A 17,322-nucleotide genomic window follows, 5' to 3' on the forward strand; every position below is an offset into this window, starting at 1 on the left:
ATTCCCAGGGAGGTCACCATGAACCCCACAGTCGATCCCGCCCAGCGCAAGACAGCGGTGGTCGTCGGCCACGGCATGGTCGGGCACCGTTTCGTCGAGGCACTTCGCTCGCGTGACGAAGCCGACCAGTGGCAGATCGTCATCCTCAGCGAGGAGCAGCTGCCCGCCTACGACCGCGTCGGACTCTCGTCCTACGTCGGCAGCTGGGATCCGAGCCTGCTCGCGCTGCCCGGCAACGAGTACGCCGGTGACGCACTCGTCGAGCTGCGCCTCGGCCAGCGCGCCGAGAGCATCGACCGCGACGCGCGCAAGGTCGTCACCTCGGCGGGCGACACCATCGCCTACGACGCGCTGGTGCTGGCCACCGGGTCCTACGCCTTCGTGCCGCCGGTGCCCGGCCACGACCTGGACGGCTGCTTCGTCTACCGCACCATCGAGGACCTGGACGGGATCCGCGCCACCGCGGAGGCGGCCGGTCCCGGCGCGGTCGGCGTGGTGATCGGCGGCGGTCTGCTCGGCTTGGAGGCGGCCAACGCGCTGCGCCTGCTCGGCATGACCCCGCACGTCATCGAGTTCAACGACCGGCTGATGCCCGCGCAGGTCGACGCGGGCGGCGGCGCGATCCTGGAGCGCTTGGTCACCGACCTCGGCCTGAACGTGCACACCGGCGTCGGCACCCAGTCGATCGAGGCAGCGGGTGACGGCAAGCTCAAGCTGACCCTCTCCGACGAGTCGACCATCGACAACGCCTCGCTCGTGGTGTTCTCCGCGGGCATCCGTCCCCGCGACCAGATCGCCCGCGACGCGGGCATCGAGGTCGGTCCGCGCGGCGGCATCGTCACCGACCTGGGTCTGCAGACCTCGGACCCGAACATCTGGGCCATCGGTGAGTGCGCCGCGGTCGAGGGCGTCTGCTACGGCCTGGTCGCCCCCGGCTACAGCACCGCCGAGGTGGTGGCCGACCGGCTGCTCGGCGGCGCCGGCGAATTCCCCGGCGCCGACATGTCCACCAAGCTGAAGCTGCTCGGCGTCGACGTGGCCAGCTTCGGTGACGCGCACGGCACCACCGAGGGCGCGCTGTCGGTCGTGCTGCACGACGCGGCCAAGGGCACCTACGCCAAGCTCGTCGTCTCCGACGACGCGCAGATCCTGCTCGGCGGCATCCTGGTCGGCGACGCGTCCGCGTACTCCGCGCTGCGTCCGCTGGTCGGCCGTCCGCTGCCCGCCGATCCCGCCTCGTTGATCTCCCCGGCGGGCGCGGAACTCGGCGCGGACGCCCTGCCCGACGACGCCCAGATCTGCTCCTGCAACAACGTCAGCAAGGGCGCGATCTGCGGCGCCATCGCCGAGGGCGCTTGCGACGTGCCCGCCATCAAGAGCTGCACCAACGCGGGCACCTCCTGCGGTGGCTGCGTGCCGATGCTCAAGAAGCTGCTCGAGCAGTCCGGCGTCGAGGTCTCCAAGTCGCTGTGCGAGCACTTCACCCAGTCGCGCGCCGAGCTGTTCCAGATCGTTCAGGTCACCGGCATCCGCACCTTCTCGGGCCTGATCGCCAAGTACGGCAAGGGCACCGGCTGCGACATCTGCAAGCCGACCGTGGCCTCCATCCTCGCCTCCACCTCGAGCGACCACATTCTCGACGGTGAGCAGGCCGCGCTGCAGGACACCAACGACCACTTCCTTGCCAACCTGCAGAAGAACGGCACCTACTCGGTGGTGCCTCGGATGCCCGGCGGTGAGGTGACCGCCGAGCAGCTGATCACCATCGGCGAGGTGGCCAAGGAATTCGGCCTCTACGTCAAGGTCACCGGCGGCCAGCGCATCGACCTGTTCGGCGCGCGCGTCGAGCAGTTGCCGCGGATCTGGCAGCGTCTGGTGGACGCGGGCATGGAATCCGGCCACGCGTACGGCAAGTCGCTGCGCACCGTCAAGAGCTGCGTCGGCTCCACCTGGTGCCGCTACGGCCAGCAGGACTCGGTCGGCATGGCCGTGCTGCTCGAAAAGCGTTACCGCGGACTGCGTTCCCCGCACAAGCTGAAGCTGGCCGTGTCCGGCTGCGCCCGCGAATGCGCCGAGGCGCGGGGCAAGGACGTCGGCGTGATCGCGACCGAGAACGGTTGGAACCTCTACGTCGGCGGCAACGGCGGTCTGACGCCGAAGCACGCGGTGCTGCTTGCCGGTGAGCTCGACGACGAGACGCTGATCAAGTACATCGACCGCTACCTGATGTTCTACATCCGCACCGCCGACCGGCTGCAGCGCACCGCGCCGTGGCAGGAGGCGCTCGAGGGCGGCATGGACTACCTCAAGGCGGTCATCTGCGAGGACAGCCTCGGTATCGCCGACGAGCTGGAGGCCGCCATGGCCAAGCACGTCGACGGTTACAAGGACGAGTGGGCCGCGGTGCTCGAGGACGAGGAGAAGCTCTCCCGCTTCGTCTCCTTCGTCAACGCGCCGGCGGAGGCCGACCCGACGATCTCGTTCGACGACAGCGGCGAGCGGAAGGTGCCGGTGCTGTTGGGTGTGCCACAAATGCCGGCCGCCACGCACGGGAAATAACGACTTAACCGTGCGGAAACAGGACGCCGGTACCAATGAGTAAGGCGTTCGGAGGAGGAACCCGATGACCGTGATCGATACACCCAGCATCTCGCCAGCTACGGCCACCGGTTGGACGCAAGCGTGCCGACTCGACTATTTGATCCCAGGCCGCGGCGTTGCGGTATTGCTGAAGGGTGGCCAGCAGGCCGCACTGTTCCGACTGACCGACGGCAGCGTGTACGCCGTCGGCAATATCGATCCGTTCGGTCGCGCGGCCGTGATGTCGCGCGGGATCGTCGGTGATCGCGGCGGCGTGCCCGTCGTGGCCTCGCCGCTGCTGAAGCAGGCGTTCTCGTTGCTCGATGGGCATTGCCTGGACGATGAATCGGCGGCGCTGCCGGTGTACGCGGTGCGGGTCGACGACGGCATCGTTTCGGTTTCCAACGAGCCGGTCGCGCTCGATTCCTCGGACGGATGAGCATCCATGACGACAACTGAAGCGGGCGCTTGTCTCGCCGGATTCACGGTCGGCATCACGGCGGCGCGGCGAGCCGAGGAGTTCGCCACCCTGTTGACCAGAAGGGGCGCCACCATTGTGTCGGCGCCGGCCATCCGGATCATTCCGCTGGCCGACGACAACGAATTGGAGCGCGTCACAAGGACTCTCGTCGCCGAGCCGCCGCAGATCACCGTCGCCACCACCGGCATCGGCTTCCGCGGCTGGATGGAGGCGGCCGAAGGCTGGGGACTGGCCGAGGAGCTGCGCAGCACGCTGGCCGCCACCCGCATGCTGGCGCGCGGCCCGAAAGCCAAGGGCGCCATCCGCGCCGCGGAACTGCGCGAGGAATGGTCGCCCGCCTCCGAGTCGTCGGCCGAGGTGCTCGATCACCTGCTTGCCGAGGGCGTTGAGGGTGTGCGCATCGCGGTGCAGCTGCACGGCGCGACCACCGAGTGGGAGCCGGTACCGGACTTCTGCGAGGTATTGCGTTGTGCCGGAGCGGATGTCGTTCCGGTGCCGGTGTATCGCTGGACCCCGCCCGCCGATCAGGGCCCGATGGACCAGCTGATCGAGGCCATCGTCACCGCGAGCCTGGACTGTGTGACCTTCACCAGCGCGCCCGCCGTGGCGTCGATGTTGATGCGCGCCAAGGAAACCGGGCTGCTGGAGGGCGTGCTGCACGCCCTGCGCGGCCGGGTGCTCGCGGCCTGCGTCGGCCCGATCACCGCGGCGCCGCTGGAAGAGCTCGGCGTGCCGACCTCGATGCCGGGGCGGGCGCGACTGGGTGCGCTGGCCAGGCACGTCGCCGAGGAATTGCCGAGGCGAGCCAGCCGAATTCAGGCCGCGGGGCACAACATCAGCGTGCGCGGCGCGTGCGTCGTGGTCGACGGTCAGGTGCGTCAGCTCGCGCCCGCGCCGATGGCGCTGATGCGTTCGCTGGCTCGCCAGCCCGGTCGCGTCGTGTCCCGCGAGGATCTGCTCTCCGCGCTGCCCGGCGGCGGTGACGACACGCACGCCGTGGAGACCGCGATCGCCAGGCTGCGCGCCGGACTCGGCACGCCGAAGGCGATCCAGACCGTGGTCAAGCGCGGCTACCGGCTCGCCTTGGACGCCGCCGAGTGCACCGACAACAATCCGCGCCAGGTGCCGCAAGCGCGGCCGCAGGTGCCCGGCGTCGGCTCGCCCGCGCGTGCCCCCAAGTACGCTCCGCAACCGATGGGGACCTGGTGAGCACCCCCGCCCTTGTGCTGGTGGCGCACGGCACCCGAAGCACAAGGGGCGTGGAGATGATCGCCGCCCTTGCCGAAGCCGTATCCCGTGAACTCGGTGCGGCGCAGGCTCTTTCGGAACCGGCCGCCGCGATTTCGGGGCGCGGCGACGGTACCGACGCGCCCGCGGTCCGCACCGCCTTCGTCGACGTGCTCGGCCCGTCGCCGTCGGAGGTGCTGCGCGATCTGACCGGTGCGGCGGAATCCGTTCCCGCCGTGGTGGTTCCGGCGTTCCTCGCCTCCGGCTACCACGTCTACCAGGACGTGCCGCGCGAGGTCGCCGAGAGCGGGCACGACGCGGTGGCCGTCACCCCGGCCATGGGGCCGGATCCGGCGCTGGCCAGGATCATGGCGATGCGGTTGCGCGCGGCGGGCTGGCGGCCCGGTGACGCCGTCGTGTTCGCCGCGGCGGGTTCCTCGGATGCCCGTGCGCGGCAAGACGTTCGGCGGGCGGCCGCGATGCTGGCCGAGCACCTGGGTGCGCCGGTGCGCATCGGTTACGTCGCCACCGGCGCGCCGCGCGTCCCGGAAGTCGTCGCCGACCTGCGTGCCTCCGGTGCGCGGCGGGTGTTCGTCGCGTCGTATCTGCTGGCGCACGGGCTGTTCCAGCAGCGGCTGCACGAGGCGGGTGCGGACGGCGTCGCCGAGCCCATCGGCGTGCATCCCGCGGTCGTCCGGCTCATCGCGGATCGGTATCGCGCGGCGGTGCGGGAAATGGTCGATACTCGCGTACGTTGAGTGCCTTCGTTTCGAGCGTTTCGCGGCTCGGCACTTAGGGATTCGCTCAGGTCAGGGCCGCTGAGGGAGGCGGCCCTGACCTTTGGCGCTGTCGGGATGGTCAGCCGGGGTGGGGGCGCCTATGGTCCGGGCTGTTCGCGTTCCGGCGCCGAGAGGGCGGGGAACCAGATGTCGGTGAGTACCTCGGCCGCTCGGTCGGCGGAGACGTCGATCGTGCCCTGCATCGCCCAGCGCGTGAAGAAGCGCTCCAATTGCGCGACAAGCAATTCGATGCGTAGCCGCGCCTCGTCCCTGCGTTCGGCGGGCCACCGGGACAAGTAGGCGGGCATGCTGTCGGCGAGGGTCATGATGCCCTCGCGCGCCACCTCGCGGAATTCCGGCTCGAGCGCGGTCGCCTCGTCCCAGGCGGGAAGCATGTCCTTGTTCGCGAAGAACCAGTCGATGGCGCGGGTCATCCAGTCCGCGAACGCTTCTCGTGATCCGGTGGTGAGCACCCGGTCCAGGTCGGCGTAGAACAGGCGGATGGTGGCGAGGGTGCCTGCCTCGGCGATGGCGCGCAGCACCTCGGGTTTGCCGGTGAAGTGCAGGTAGAAGGTCGCCCGGCTGCAACCGACGGCGGCGGCGATGTCGTCGACGCGGACGGTCGAGTACCCCTGCGTTTCGAAGAGGTGGCGCGCGGTGTCGACGATCCGCGCCCTGGTCAGGCGCTTCTGTTCCGCGCGCAGCGAGCCGCGGCGGGTCCCGGTCGGTTCGGTCGGCATGGACCAATCTTAGACGACATGCAAACTCACTAGACACTACGTCCAGTCAGTGCTACTTTGTGGTTCAGGTCACGTCGGCGGGCCTCGCCGACACGGAACCGTTGTCGCGCAAGGCGATCGGCGAGGTCGTGCGACGCGAGATCGAACTGTAGGGAGTCGGCGATGTTCGACAGCATCATCAAGGGCGGCCGGTGGTTCGACGGCACCGGCGCCCCGTCGGCGGTCCGCCACCTCGGCATCCGCGACGGCAGAGTGGCGCAGGTGTCGGCCGCACCGCTCGACGAGACCGGCTGCGGCCGGGTCGTCGACGCCGCCGGGCAGTGGGTGATCCCCGGCATGATCGACATCCACACCCACTACGACGTGGAGGTACTGCTCGATCCGGCGCTGCCGGAATCGGCGCGCCACGGCGTGACGACCGTGCTGCTCGGATCGTGTTCGCTGTCGACGGTGCACGCCGACGCGGAGACGGCGGGCGATCTGTTCGGCCGGGTCGAAGCCATTCCGCGCGAACACGTCGTCGCGGCCATCGGCGACCTGAAGTCTTGGCGCACCGCCGAGGAGTACGCCGCGGCGCTCGACGCGCTGGCGCTCGGACCGAATGTGGCGAGTTTCCTGGGACATTCGGACGTCCGCGCCGCGGTGATGGGACTCGATCGCGCGACCAGGCACGAGGTGAAGCCGACGCCGGACGAACTCGCCACGATGCGGCGCGCGCTCACCGAAGCGCTCGACGCGGGCTTCGTCGGCATGTCCTCCCAGCAGTTGCTGTTCGACAAGCTCGACGGGAAGCTGTGTCGCTCGCGCACCCTGCCCTCGACGTACGCGACGCGCGGGGAACGCGGCATGCTCAACACGATCCTGCGCCGCCGCGGGCGCGCCCTGCAGGGCGGACCCGACGTGGCACGGCCGCAGAGCCTGGTCGCGATGGCCGCGAGCAGCATCGGGCTGTGGCGGGAACCGCTGAAGGTGAGTCTGCTCTCTGCCGCCGATGTGAAGGCGATTCCCGGTGTGGCGCACGTGTTTCCGGCGCTGGCCCGGGCCGTCAACGCCCTCGGCGGCGACTTCCGCTGGCAGCATCTACCGGTGCCGTTCGAGGTGTACTCCGACGGCATCGACCTGCCGGTGTTCGAGGAGTTCGGGTCGGGAGCGGCGGCGTTGCATCTCGCCGACCAGCTCGAAGAGCGTAAGCACCTGCTGAGCGACGAAGACTACCGCCGGTGGTTCCGCAAGGACTACGACAAGAAGTACGGTCCCCGCGTCTGGCATCGCGACTTCTTCGACGCCGAGATCGTCGAATGTCCCGACGAATCCGTGCTCGGCAAGACCTTCGGTCAAGTCGGTCTCGACCGCGGCGGCTTGCATCCGGTCGACGCGTTCCTCGATCTCGTCGTGGAACACGGCGGCGAAGTGCGGTGGCGCACCACCATCTCCAACCACCGCCCCGCCGTGCTCGACCGTTTCGCCGCGGATCCCGGCATCCAGCTCGGCTTCTCGGACGCCGGCGCGCACCTGCGCAACATGGCCTTCTACAACTTCGGCCTGCGGTTGCTGCGCCGCGTCAACGACGCCGAACGCGCGCACCGGCCGTTCATGACCCTCGAACACGCGGTCCACCGGGTGACCGGTGAACTCGCCGACTGGTACGGCCTGGACGCGGGCCACCTGCGCGTCGGCGACCGTGCCGACGCCGTCGTGATCGACCCGGCCCGTCTCGACGCCACCCTGGACACCTACGCCGAACACCCGGCCCCGCACTACGCAGGTCTGTCCCGCATGGTCAACCGCAACGACGCGACCGTCACCGCCGTGTTCATCGGCGGAAAGTATGTGTTCGGCTCCGGCGCCGCCGACCCCGGGCTGGGCACGGAACGGGCGGGGCGGTTCCTGCACGCCGGATGAGCACCGGCTTCGATCTGTCGGTACCCGGGTCCACACTGTGACCCATGGCATACGACGAGGAATTGGCCGAGCGAATCCGCGACCACATCGACCCCGGACTCGACGTCACCGAACAGAAGATGTTCGGCGGCCTCGCCTTCCTGATCGGCGGCAACATGGCGGTGTCGGCCGTTCGCGACGGCGGGCTACTCGTTCGCGTCGCCCCGACCGAAGCCGACCGCCTTCTCGACGACGAATTCGTCACCACCATGACGATGGGTAGCCGCGAAATGCACGGCTGGCTCCACGTTGCCCCAGCGGCGCTCGGCGATGACACCACACTGCGTGAGTGGGTAGACCGCGGCGTCCACTACGCCCGCTCCCTCCCTACCAAGAAGTAGATCCGTGCGCCGGTTCCGCGGGGGTGCGGTAACTATCGGGCGGGCTGGGGCGGGGCGAGGGAGGCCGCGCGGGTGCTGAACGTGTCGCGCTGAGTCCGCCGAAACGGACAGTCCGGGCGGAATCGACGCGTTTCCGTTCTCGACCGCCGGGGGCTCGATACGCTGCGGCGATGATGTCCATTGTGGGCGGGGCCGTCGTGGTGGCGGTGGTCGGCGGGGCGGTGGTCGGTGTGGCGCGGGCGGAGGCTACGCCCGGGTCGGATATCACGGCGGTCACCCTCGGGCAGGCGCAGATTCCGGCCGGTCTGCTGCCGTTCGTGGCGGGGACCGATCTGGTGGTTCGGGAGATCACGATCGGGCCGGGCGGGTCGACGGGATGGCATTGGCACGACGGGCCGGTATTCGGCTTCGTTCGCTCCGGCACCCTCACCCACCCTGGCCCGGATTGCGTCGCGCCGGTGTATCGCACGGGCGACTTCATCTACGAACCCGCGGGGGAGTGGAACGTCCACATCGGCCAAAACCTCGGCCCCGACCCCCTCATCCTCGACGTCGTCTACGCCCCACCAACCGGCGCCCCGCTCTTCCAGGACGCCCCGGCCCCACCCTGCGCCTGATCCGAACCCGCGGTCGGCCTCTGGGCCCCAAGCTATTTCGCCAGTTGGCCGATCCGCTGCCGCGCCACATTCAGCAACGTGGCCACGTCGACGTCCGGAACGTCTTCGCGCCGTAGCTCTTTGACCAGCGCGCGTTGCTCGGCGTTCAGTTCTTCGGTCAGCCGTTCGATGGTCGAGCGCAGCTGCGCGATGTGCTCGACTCGTTCGTTGACATCGTGTGCGTCGCCGAAATCGTCGACGATCAGTCGCGATTCCACGCGGGAGAGCGGTACGTCGAGCTTCGCGGCGATGATGGTGCGTGCTTCGTATCCCACGTCGGTGAGGTGGCGCGCCTGACCACAGGGGTCTGTACCGTACACGTCGGGAATGGTGATCTCCCACCACCGGCCGACACGGCTCGCGTGCACGTCGTAGGTGATTGCCTTGCTCACTGCTTCTCTTCCTCCTCCGGGCAGTCGCAGGACCCAACGGCCTTGTTGATCGACCTGGCCACCCCCGGCGAGATGGTGGTATGCCCGTCCGGGACACTCACGTCATGCTTGCCGGTCCGGCAACCGTAGATAGTGTGGCTGCCCGCTCCGTCGCGGAGCTTCGACCAGCCGGCGGCTTTGAGGGCCTTCAGGACCTTTCTGGTCGGTTGCTCCGCAATCATGACAACATGCTAGTGCGCTAGGCGCAACTATCGCTAGCTGACTAGGCAAAAATACCGCTAGTCGGTTTGCGGGATGGTTCTCCGCATACGAGATCGCCCCCACCGAAGCGCGGTGGGGGCGAAGGGGTTGGGTCAGCGCCAGCGTTCCGGGGTGACCGGGGCGTCCCAGGCTTTTGCGTAGCGGCGGGAGTCGGTGGCGTTGGGTTGTTTGTGGCGGTAGACGATGTAGGGGCGGGTGAGGTAGCCGATGGGGGCGCTGAACATGTGGACAAGGCGGGTGTAGGGCCACAGGGCGACCAAGACCAGGACGACCAGCCCGTGCAGCTGGAACGGCCACGGGGTGCCGACCATCAGTTCCGGTTGCGGGTTCAGGGTGAACAGGCTGCGGAACCAGGGGGAGACGGTTTCCCGGTAGTTGTAGGTGCCGAACAGCAGGTTGGCGCCCCAGGTGTTGGTCAGTCCGGTGACCAGCGCGGCGGTGAGCAGGGCGTACATCAGCTTGTCGTTGGCGGTGGTCGCTTTGCGCACCGCCGTCACGGTGAATCGGCGGTACAGCAGAATGCCGACACCGGCCAGCACGGAAAGACCGGCCACCGATCCGGCGCCCACCGCGATCAGGTGATAGGTGTGATCGCTGATGCCGACGGCCGCGGTCCACGACTCGGGAATCAGCACGCCGAGCACGTGCCCGAAGAACACCCCGAGCATGCCGAAGTGGAACAGCGGGCTGCCCAGCCGCAGCAGCCTGCTCTCGTAGATCTGCGAGGACCGGGTGGTCCAGCCGAACTGGTCGTTGCGGTAGCGCCAGATGTGGCCGAGCACGAACGAGGTGAACGCGACGTACGGCAGGATCAGCCACAACTCGACGGGCAGGTGCGGGACGGCGTTCATCGACGGCCTTCCGATTGAGCGAACATCGTTGGGTCCATGGCGAAGGGTTCCAGGCCGACCTCTTCCTCCGGCGGACCTTCGGCCGCGAGCTCGGCGATGCGCCGCCGATCGGCCGTGGTGAGCGGCGGCAGTGTCGCCACCACCGCGGCAAGCGCCCCCGCGTACGGAGAACCGCTGTCGGACAACGAGAGTCGCAGCAGCTCGATGACCGGCAGGTGCTCGCCGAGCAGGCGCTCGCCGCCGATCGGGTCCACCGTCGCGGCGAATTCGAGCAGCACAGGCAGATGGTCGGGCAGTTCCTGATCGCCGAGTTCCACCCCGGCGTGCCGGTAGGCGTGCTTGAAACGCAGCAGCGCCATGCCCCGCTTGCGGGTGTCGCCGTAGGCGTAGAAGGTCAGGTGCAGGCTGGCGCGGCGTCGCATGTCGAAGGTCGCGACGTAGTCGGCGGCCAGGTCGATCGGCGGCGTCGTGCGCAGGTGGGTCAGCAGACCGGCCAGCTGCGGGCGTACCTCGTCCGGCAATTGCTCTGCCGCGCCGTCCAATTCGTCCAGCATGGCGAGCAGGTCCCGGCCGGGATAGTCCAGCAGCAGCGCGGCGAGCCGCCACACCAGGCGACGGTCCCGCTCCGCCATCCGCACGGCGGGCTCGGGCCGCCGCCGCAGCTTCAGCAAACTCATCTGGCGGCCCCGCTCGGCGCCGCGGTCACGTCCCCGGCGGACGAACCGTTCCCGGCAGCGCCGTTGCTGCCGTTCGCGGCCCCCACCTCGGCAGCGCCGTTGCTACCGTTCGCCTCTGCGTCGTCGTGCCCGGCGCCGTTGGCCGAGCCGTTCTGCCCAGCACCGTTGGACCCAGCACCGTTGCTGGTCGGGATCAACCCCTCGGTGCTCTTGCCATCCCAGTTGAGCAGATTGATCCGGTTCGACTTCTCCTCCGGCGCGGCGCCATTGGTGTCGGTCAGATGGAACTTCTCCACCATCTGATCGAACGCGGTCATACCGGGTCCGCCGTCGGTGTCGAGACTGCATCCGGTGGCGAGCGAATCCAGTTCGTGCGCTTGCGAAGTCGCACCCTGCGGGATCACGTAGCGGTGCTCGTACTTCGCGATGGCGAGCAGCCGGTACAGCGCCTCGATCTCCTCGGGCTCCAGCCGCACCGACGGCGCGATCGAGGGGTCAGGTTCCTCACCGAGGTTCACCGACCGCATGAAAGACCGCATGGCGGCGAGCCTTTGCAGCGACGCGCGCACCGGTCCGAGCTCACCCGCGGTGAACAGCTCCGCCAGGTACTCCACCGGAATGCGCAGCGCGTCGATGGCGCCGAACAGGTTCGCGTGGTTCTCCCCGTCGTGCCCGGTCTCGGTGAGCACGTCCACCACCGGCGAGAGCGGAGGCACGTACCAGACCATCGGCATGGTCCGGTATTCCGGGTGCAGCGGCAGCGCGATCTGGTAGTCGACGATCAGCTTGTAGACCGGCGAATCCTGCGCCGCCTGAATCCATTCCGGCGAGATACCGGCGCGCTCGGCCTCCGCGATGACGCGCGGGTCGTGCGGGTTGAGGAAGACGCCGAGCTGCGAGGGGTACAGATCCTTGGTGTCGGTGACCGACGCGGCCTCGAGCACCTTGTCCGCGTCGTAGAGCATGACGCCGATGTAGCGCAGCCGACCCACGCAGGTCTCCGAGCACACCGTCGGAATGCCGACCTCCACGCGCGGGTAGCAGAAGGTGCACTTCTCCGCCTTGCCCGTCTTGTGGTTGAAGTAGATCTTCTTGTACGGGCAGCCGGTGATGCACTGCCGCCAGCCGCGGCACTTGTCCTGGTCAACCAGCACGATGCCGTCCTCGGCGCGCTTGTAGATCGCGCCGGAGGGGCAGGACGCCGCGCACGACGGGTTCAGGCAGTGCTCGCAGATGCGCGGCAGGTAGAACATGAAGGTCTCTTCGAACTCCAGTTTCACCTTGTCCGAGAGCTTGTTCAGCAGCGGGTCCTTGCCCACCTGCTCGGGGCCGGAGCCGAGGTCGTCGTCCCAGTTCGCGCCCCAGGTGACCTTCGTGTCCTCGCCGGTGATCAGCGATTTCGGCCGCGCCACCGGCGTGGTGTCGATGGCGGGGGAGGACAGCAGGTTGTCGTAGTCGTAGCTCCACGGGTCGTAGTAGTCCGACACGGTGGGCAGGTCCGGGTTGGCGAAGATGTTGAGCAGCCGCTTCATGCGTGAACCGGACTTCAGGGTCAGCTTGCCGCGCTTGGTGAGCGTCCAGCCGCCCTTCCACTTCTCCTGGTCCTGGTACTGCCGCGGATAGCCTTGTCCAGGACGGGTTTCCACGTTGTTGAACCAGACGTACTCGGTGCCGCCTCGGTTGGTCCACGCCTGCTTGCAGGTGACGCTGCACGTGTGACAGCCGATGCACTTGTCCAGGTTCATCACCATGGCGAGCTGTGCCATGACACGCATATCAGTACTCCACCTTCTGCGACCGCTTGCGAATAGTCGTCACCTCGTCGCGCTGATTTCCGGTGGGGCCGTGGTAGTTCAGCGCGAAGGACTGCTGCGCGTACCCGCCGATGAGATGCGAGGGCTTGATCATGATCCGGGTGAGCGCGTTGTGGATACCGCCGCGCTTGCCGCGCGCGTCGTTCACCTCGGGGGTGCCCTCGATGCGCGGCACGTCCACCGCGCGGTCCTGCGCGTGGTACATGAACACGGTGCCCTCTGGCATGCGGTGCGAGACGATGGCGCGCGCGACGACGATGCCGTTGCGGTTGATCGCCTCGATCCAATCGTTGTCGGCCACACCGATCTTGGCGGCGTCCTTGTCCGACATCCAGATCGACTGACCGCCGCGCGAGAGCGTCAGCATGTGCAGGTTGTCCTGGTAGGCGGAGTGGATCGACCACTTCGAGTGCGGCGTCAGATACCTGACGGTGACGCCCTTCTCGGTCACCGAACCCACGCCCGGCTCGCTGAACAGCGCGGTCATGTCCAGCGGCGGACGGAAGATCGGCAGCTGCTCGCCGAGTTCGATCATCCAGTCGTGGTCGAGGTAGAAGTGCTGGCGCCCGGTGAGGGTGTGCCAGGGCTTGAGCCGTTCGGTGTTGATGGTGAACGGCGAGTACCTGCGTCCGCCGGTCTCGCTGCCCGACCACTCCGGCGAGGTGATCACCGGCACCGGCCGAGCTTGGGTGTCGGCGAAGGTGATTCGCTTGCCTTCGTGCTCGGCGGCCAGGTCGGCCATCTTGGTGCCGGTGCGCCGCTCCAACGCCTCGAAGCCCTCGACCGCGAGGCGGCCGTTGGTGGTGCCGGAGAGCGCGAGGATGGCCTCGGCCGCGTGGGTGTCCTTGGCCAGCGACGGACGGCCCTGCGCCACACCGGAAACCACCGTGCCGTTCATGCCCGCCAGGTACTCCACCTCGGCATCCGGGTGAGTGGTCACGCCCTTGGTGGTCAGGCCGAGTGTGTCGACAAGCGGACCGAGCGCGGCCATCTTCTCGGCCACCTTCGGGTAGTCGCGCTCGACGACCACCAGCTTCGGCATGGTCTTGCCCGGAATCGGTTCGCAGTCACCGGCTTTCCAGTCCAGCACGCGCCCGCCCGCCTGCGCGAGGGCATCGGGGGAGTCGTGCTGCAACGGCACCGCGACGATGTCCTTGCGCTTGCCGAGGTGCTTCTCGGCCATCCAGGAGAAGCCGCGGGCGATCCGGTGGAACGCCTCGAAGTCGGTCTTCGCCTCCCACGGCGGGGAGATGGCCGGGGAGAACGCGTGCACGAACGGGTGCATGTCGGTGGAGGAGAGGTCGTGCTTCTCGTACCAGGTGGCCGCGGGCAGCACGATGTCGGAGAACAGCGTGGTGCTCGTCATCCGGAAGTCCAGGGAGAGCAGCAGATCCAGCTTTCCGGTCGCCGCCTCGTCACGCCAGACCAGCTCCTGCGGCCGCACCCCGGTCGCCTCGCCCGCTTGGAGGTTGGAGTCCGCGCCGAGCAGATGCTTGTGGAAGTACTCGTTGCCCTTGCCGGACGAGCCGAGCAGGTTGGCCCGCCAGACCGTCAGGCAGCGCGGGAAGTTCTCCGGCGCGTCGGGGTCCTCGCAGGCGAAGCGCAGCTCGTCGGACTTCAAGCCCGCGACGACGTGCTCGGCGGGCGTCGTGCCCGCGGCCTCGGCCTCGTCGACGAGATCGAGCGGGTTGCGGTTGAAGGTCGGGTAGCTCGGCATCCAACCGAGCCTGCTGGCCAGCGCGATGTTGTCGGCCGCGGTGCGGCCCTCGAACGCGCCCTTGCCGAGCGGCGAGGCGAACGACTCGGCGGTGAACGGGTCGTAGCGCCACTGGTCGTTGGTCAGGTACCAGAACACGGTGCCCTGCATCTGACGCGGCGGACGCTGCCAGTCCAGACCGAAAGCCAAAGTGGCCCAACCGGTCACCGGACGGCACTTCTCCTGACCGACGTAATGCGCCCAGCCGCCGCCGTTCACGCCCTGGCAGCCGGTGAGCAGCGTCAGGGTGAAGAACGCGCGGTAGATCTGGTCGGAGTGGAACCAGTGGTTGGTGCCCGCGCCCATCAGGATCATCGAGCGACCGCCGGAACGGTCGGCGTTGTCGGCGAATTCGCGCGCGATGCGCTCGGCCTGCTTGGCAGGGACGCCGGTGATGGTCTCCTGCCACGCGGGGGTGTAGGGGGTGGAGGCGTCGTCGTAGCCGGTCGGCCATTCACCGGGCAGTCCGTCGCGCCCGACGCCGTACTGGGCGAGCAGCAGATCGAACACGGTCGTCACGCGCTTGCCCGCGACGGTCACCGTCGGCACGCCGCGCAGCAGCACGCCCGCCTTGTCGGTGTCGAAGCGCGGCAGCCGCACCGCGACGGGCTGATTGCCCTCCGCGCCATAGAGACTCAGCAGCGGGTCGACACCACCCAGGTCCAGGTTCCACTTGCCGGCGTCCGCCTCGTTGAAGCGGTGGCCGAGAGAACCGTTGGGCACCACGGGATTTCCCACGTCGTCCAGCAGCACCGGCTTGTGCTCCGCGCCATCGACGGTCTCGCCGAGGTCGGCGGCGGTGAGGAACTTGCCCGCCAGCGCGCCGTCGTGGTGGTAGACGCCCTCGGCGTCCCAGCCCGCCGGGTCGTCCAGGCAGACCAGGTACGGCAGGTCGGTGTAGCGCTTGACGTAGTCGAGGAACCGCGGGGTGTCGCGCTGGAGGAAGAACTCCTTCAGGATCACGTGCCCCATCGACATGGCAAGCGCCGCATCGGTTCCCGGCCGCGCGGGCACCCACTCGTCGGCGAACTTGGTGTTGTCGGCGTAGTCAGGGGAGACCACGACCACCTTCTGGCCGCGGTAGCGGGCCTCTGTCATGTAGTGCGCGTCCGGTGTCCTGGTGACGGGCACGTTGGAGCCCCACATGATCAGGTAGCCCGCGTCGAACCAGTCGGCCGATTCCGGCACGTCGGTCTGGTCGCCGAACACCTGCGGCGAGGCGACGGGCAGGTCGGCGTACCAGTCGTAGAACGACAGCATCGACCCGCCGAGCAGCGAGATGAATCGGGCACCGACGGCGTGGCTGACCATCGACATGGCCGGGATGGGCGAGAAGCCCGCGACCCGGTCGGGCCCGTAGCGCTTGATGGTGTGCACGTGCGCCGCGGCGGCGATCTCGGCGGCCTCCCACCACTCGGCGCGCACGAAACCGCCCTTACCGCGGGCGGATTTGTACTTCTTGGCCTTCGCCGGGTCCTCCACGATGGACTCCCAGGCCAGCACGGGGTCCTTGAGCTCGGTCTTGGCCTCGCGGTACAGCTCCAGCAGCGCGCCGCGCACGTACGGGTAGCGCACCCGCGCGGGCGAGTAGGTGTACCAGGAGAAGGACGCGCCGCGCGGGCAGCCGCGTGGTTCGTACTCGGGCTTGTCCGCGCCGACCGAGGGGTAGTCGGTCTGCTGCGACTCCCAGGTGATCACGCCGTCCTTGACGTAGATCTTCCAGGAGCACGAGCCCGTGCAGTTCACGCCGTGCGTGGAGCGCACCACCTTGTCGTGCGCCCAGCGGTCGCGATAGAAGTCGTCGGCGCCGCGGCCGCCGACCTTGTGCAGGCTGCGCTGGTCCGAGGAGACCTCGCCGCGCTGAAAGTATTTGCCCAGCCGGAGCAATGCGTCACCGGCGTCGGAGGAAAGCGGGCCCGCCTGATCGGAGGGTGCCGAAACATGAGTGCGTGAGTTAACCACGACGCCCCCTTCGAGCTGTGAAATCGGGCTGTTGCACCGACTGTAAGGAGGTGAAGACGCGCGGCCAAACGATTCTCTCACAGCGCGCGGAGGCCGCCGGTGAGTTGTGAGGTCGCGGCAACCTGCCGGTCACTGGGCGGTTGCGACCGACCTTCGGTGACATTCACGTGACCTGGGCCGATGCGGGCTGACCGGCCGAAATACGGCAGTGGGCAGGTGTTTCGGGGCCTTGTCGGTGAAGCTTTCGAAACCGGGGGTTCTCGGGCGGTTTACAATCGTTAACACAACGCGGCGGGGTCGGAGAGCCCGAATTGTGGCGCCGCCCACTGCCCTCGTGGCTACCATGCCGGACCCCGATTCGTCCAGACCCAAGTGGTTCGCCATTCGTTTGCCGTAAACCGGCGGTGCAAAGGCTCCGGTGACACCGTCGCGGTCACCGTGCGCCGCGACACCGCAGAACGGACGGTCGAGGTCCGGAGGATCTCGCGGCGGCGTCGACCGCCGCGCGCGCCCCGCCTTCGACGCGCTCTCCTATTCGCGGCGCCGTCAGCTCGTCGGGGCGATCGAGTCGGCCAAGCGCCCGGAGACACGCGCGAAGCGAATCGATAGGGCGGTCGCCGCGGCGGGGTGACGCGAGTCCTCGAGCGGCGGCCATTTCCGAATCGATTCGCTCAATTCTTTTGGGCGACAGCGAGGCGGGGCAAACGGGTACCGACCGGTCGGATATAGCGCCGTACGTGCGCGCATTCGAATGGTCGGTCGAGCGACTTGTCTCTGCCGAGCGGGCGTGCGGCGTCATGAATGGCACTGGCGGAGGTGACTTTTCACGCCCCGCGAGATTGCTGAAATGTAACCATGACACAT

Annotated in this window: 15 protein-coding genes; 8 read left to right on the forward strand and 7 right to left on the reverse strand. The window is 68.4% G+C overall.

The features are described from left to right. Positions 1-18: 18 nt before the first annotated feature. The 4 genes from nirB to NAM01S_RS25070 all read left to right on the forward strand — a co-directional run bounded on the left by nirB (position 19) and on the right by NAM01S_RS25070 (position 5,046). Positions 19-2,559: a nitrite reductase large subunit NirB gene (gene nirB / locus NAM01S_RS25055; protein WP_067789428.1), complete on the forward strand. Its 2,541-nt coding sequence runs from the start codon at positions 19-21 to the stop codon at positions 2,557-2,559. A gap of 64 nt (positions 2,560-2,623) precedes the next feature. Then, positions 2,624-3,019 carry a nitrite reductase small subunit NirD gene (gene nirD, locus NAM01S_RS25060; RefSeq protein ID WP_067789430.1) on the forward strand — a complete coding sequence of 132 codons (396 nt, stop codon included), beginning with the start codon at positions 2,624-2,626 and terminating at the stop codon, positions 3,017-3,019. Positions 3,020-3,025: 6 nt separating this feature from the next. Next, positions 3,026-4,270 (forward strand): uroporphyrinogen-III synthase, encoded by a 1,245-nt coding sequence (locus NAM01S_RS25065; RefSeq protein ID WP_067789433.1) that lies wholly within the window; start codon positions 3,026-3,028, stop codon positions 4,268-4,270. After that, complete coding sequence (locus NAM01S_RS25070) at positions 4,267-5,046, forward strand: sirohydrochlorin chelatase (RefSeq protein WP_067789436.1); 780 nt, start codon at positions 4,267-4,269, stop codon at positions 5,044-5,046. Before NAM01S_RS25065 ends, NAM01S_RS25070 begins: the two co-directional genes overlap by 4 nt. Positions 5,047-5,165: 119 nt before the next feature. On the opposite strand, the gene NAM01S_RS25075 is transcribed toward NAM01S_RS25070, so the two are convergent. Next, positions 5,166-5,807, reverse strand: a complete 642-nt coding sequence (locus NAM01S_RS25075; protein ID WP_067789439.1) for a TetR/AcrR family transcriptional regulator — start codon at positions 5,805-5,807, stop codon at positions 5,166-5,168. A gap of 162 nt (positions 5,808-5,969) precedes the next feature. Here NAM01S_RS25075 and NAM01S_RS25080 point away from each other — a divergent pair, with 162 nt between their 5' ends. The 3 genes from NAM01S_RS25080 to NAM01S_RS25090 all read left to right on the forward strand — a co-directional run bounded on the left by NAM01S_RS25080 (position 5,970) and on the right by NAM01S_RS25090 (position 8,706). After that, positions 5,970-7,709, forward strand: coding sequence for an N-acyl-D-amino-acid deacylase family protein (locus NAM01S_RS25080; protein ID WP_067789443.1), 1,740 nt, complete (start codon positions 5,970-5,972; stop codon positions 7,707-7,709). A 44-nt stretch (positions 7,710-7,753) separates the two neighbouring features. Next, positions 7,754-8,089 (forward strand): TfoX/Sxy family protein, encoded by a 336-nt coding sequence (locus NAM01S_RS25085; RefSeq protein WP_067789445.1) that lies wholly within the window; start codon positions 7,754-7,756, stop codon positions 8,087-8,089. A gap of 170 nt (positions 8,090-8,259) precedes the next feature. Next, entirely contained in the window at positions 8,260-8,706 is a 447-nt protein-coding gene (locus tag NAM01S_RS25090) for a cupin domain-containing protein (RefSeq protein WP_067789448.1), read from the forward strand. A 32-nt stretch (positions 8,707-8,738) separates the two neighbouring features. On the opposite strand, the gene NAM01S_RS25095 is transcribed toward NAM01S_RS25090, so the two are convergent. From NAM01S_RS25095 to NAM01S_RS25120, 6 genes are all read right to left on the reverse strand, one after another. Beyond that, a complete protein-coding gene (locus tag NAM01S_RS25095; protein ID WP_084483281.1) occupies positions 8,739-9,137 on the reverse strand; it encodes a hypothetical protein in 399 nt (132 codons plus the stop codon). After that, positions 9,134-9,358 carry a type II toxin-antitoxin system HicA family toxin gene (locus NAM01S_RS25100; RefSeq protein WP_067789450.1) on the reverse strand — a complete coding sequence of 75 codons (225 nt, stop codon included), beginning with the start codon at positions 9,356-9,358 and terminating at the stop codon, positions 9,134-9,136. The genes NAM01S_RS25095 and NAM01S_RS25100 overlap by 4 nt, the downstream gene beginning before the upstream one ends. Positions 9,359-9,490: 132 nt before the next feature. Further along, a complete protein-coding gene (gene narI / locus NAM01S_RS25105; protein ID WP_067789452.1) occupies positions 9,491-10,249 on the reverse strand; it encodes a respiratory nitrate reductase subunit gamma in 759 nt (252 codons plus the stop codon). Continuing rightward, on the reverse strand, positions 10,246-10,926 hold the full coding sequence (gene narJ / locus NAM01S_RS25110) for a nitrate reductase molybdenum cofactor assembly chaperone (protein ID WP_067789453.1): 681 nt from the start codon (positions 10,924-10,926) through the stop codon (positions 10,246-10,248). The genes narI and narJ overlap by 4 nt, the downstream gene beginning before the upstream one ends. Further along, the gene (gene narH / locus NAM01S_RS25115; RefSeq protein ID WP_253799376.1) at positions 10,923-12,692 is read right to left on the reverse strand and encodes a nitrate reductase subunit beta; all 1,770 of its coding nucleotides are present in this window, start codon (positions 12,690-12,692) and stop codon (positions 10,923-10,925) included. The genes narJ and narH overlap by 4 nt, the downstream gene beginning before the upstream one ends. A 10-nt stretch (positions 12,693-12,702) precedes the next feature. After that, positions 12,703-16,458: a nitrate reductase subunit alpha gene (locus tag NAM01S_RS25120; RefSeq protein WP_084483282.1), complete on the reverse strand. Its 3,756-nt coding sequence runs from the start codon at positions 16,456-16,458 to the stop codon at positions 12,703-12,705. Positions 16,459-16,876: 418 nt separating this feature from the next. On the opposite strand from NAM01S_RS25120, the gene NAM01S_RS34335 reads away from it, so the two are divergent. Next, a complete protein-coding gene (locus NAM01S_RS34335; RefSeq protein WP_218018460.1) occupies positions 16,877-17,089 on the forward strand; it encodes a YdeI/OmpD-associated family protein in 213 nt (70 codons plus the stop codon). Positions 17,090-17,322: the final 233 nt, after the last annotated feature.

The sequence above is a fragment of the Nocardia amikacinitolerans NBRC 108937 genome, from assembly GCF_001612615.1.
In the GTDB taxonomy this organism is placed as follows: Bacteria; Actinomycetota; Actinomycetes; order Mycobacteriales; family Mycobacteriaceae; genus Nocardia; species Nocardia amikacinitolerans.

Coding starts and splice junctions, on each gene's coding strand:
- narJ (WP_067789453.1), bottom strand. CDS start 10,926: ATGAGTTTGCTGAAGCTGCGGCGGCGGCCCGAGCCCGCCGTGCGGATG.
- nirB (WP_067789428.1), top strand. CDS start 19: ATGAACCCCACAGTCGATCCCGCCCAGCGCAAGACAGCGGTGGTCGTC.
- NAM01S_RS25075 (WP_067789439.1), bottom strand. CDS start 5,807: ATGCCGACCGAACCGACCGGGACCCGCCGCGGCTCGCTGCGCGCGGAA.
- NAM01S_RS25085 (WP_067789445.1), top strand. CDS start 7,754: ATGGCATACGACGAGGAATTGGCCGAGCGAATCCGCGACCACATCGAC.
- narI (WP_067789452.1), bottom strand. CDS start 10,249: ATGAACGCCGTCCCGCACCTGCCCGTCGAGTTGTGGCTGATCCTGCCG.
- NAM01S_RS25080 (WP_067789443.1), top strand. CDS start 5,970: ATGTTCGACAGCATCATCAAGGGCGGCCGGTGGTTCGACGGCACCGGC.
- narH (WP_253799376.1), bottom strand. CDS start 12,692: ATGGCACAGCTCGCCATGGTGATGAACCTGGACAAGTGCATCGGCTGT.
- NAM01S_RS25090 (WP_067789448.1), top strand. CDS start 8,260: ATGATGTCCATTGTGGGCGGGGCCGTCGTGGTGGCGGTGGTCGGCGGG.
- NAM01S_RS25100 (WP_067789450.1), bottom strand. CDS start 9,358: ATGATTGCGGAGCAACCGACCAGAAAGGTCCTGAAGGCCCTCAAAGCC.
- nirD (WP_067789430.1), top strand. CDS start 2,624: ATGACCGTGATCGATACACCCAGCATCTCGCCAGCTACGGCCACCGGT.
- NAM01S_RS25065 (WP_067789433.1), top strand. CDS start 3,026: ATGACGACAACTGAAGCGGGCGCTTGTCTCGCCGGATTCACGGTCGGC.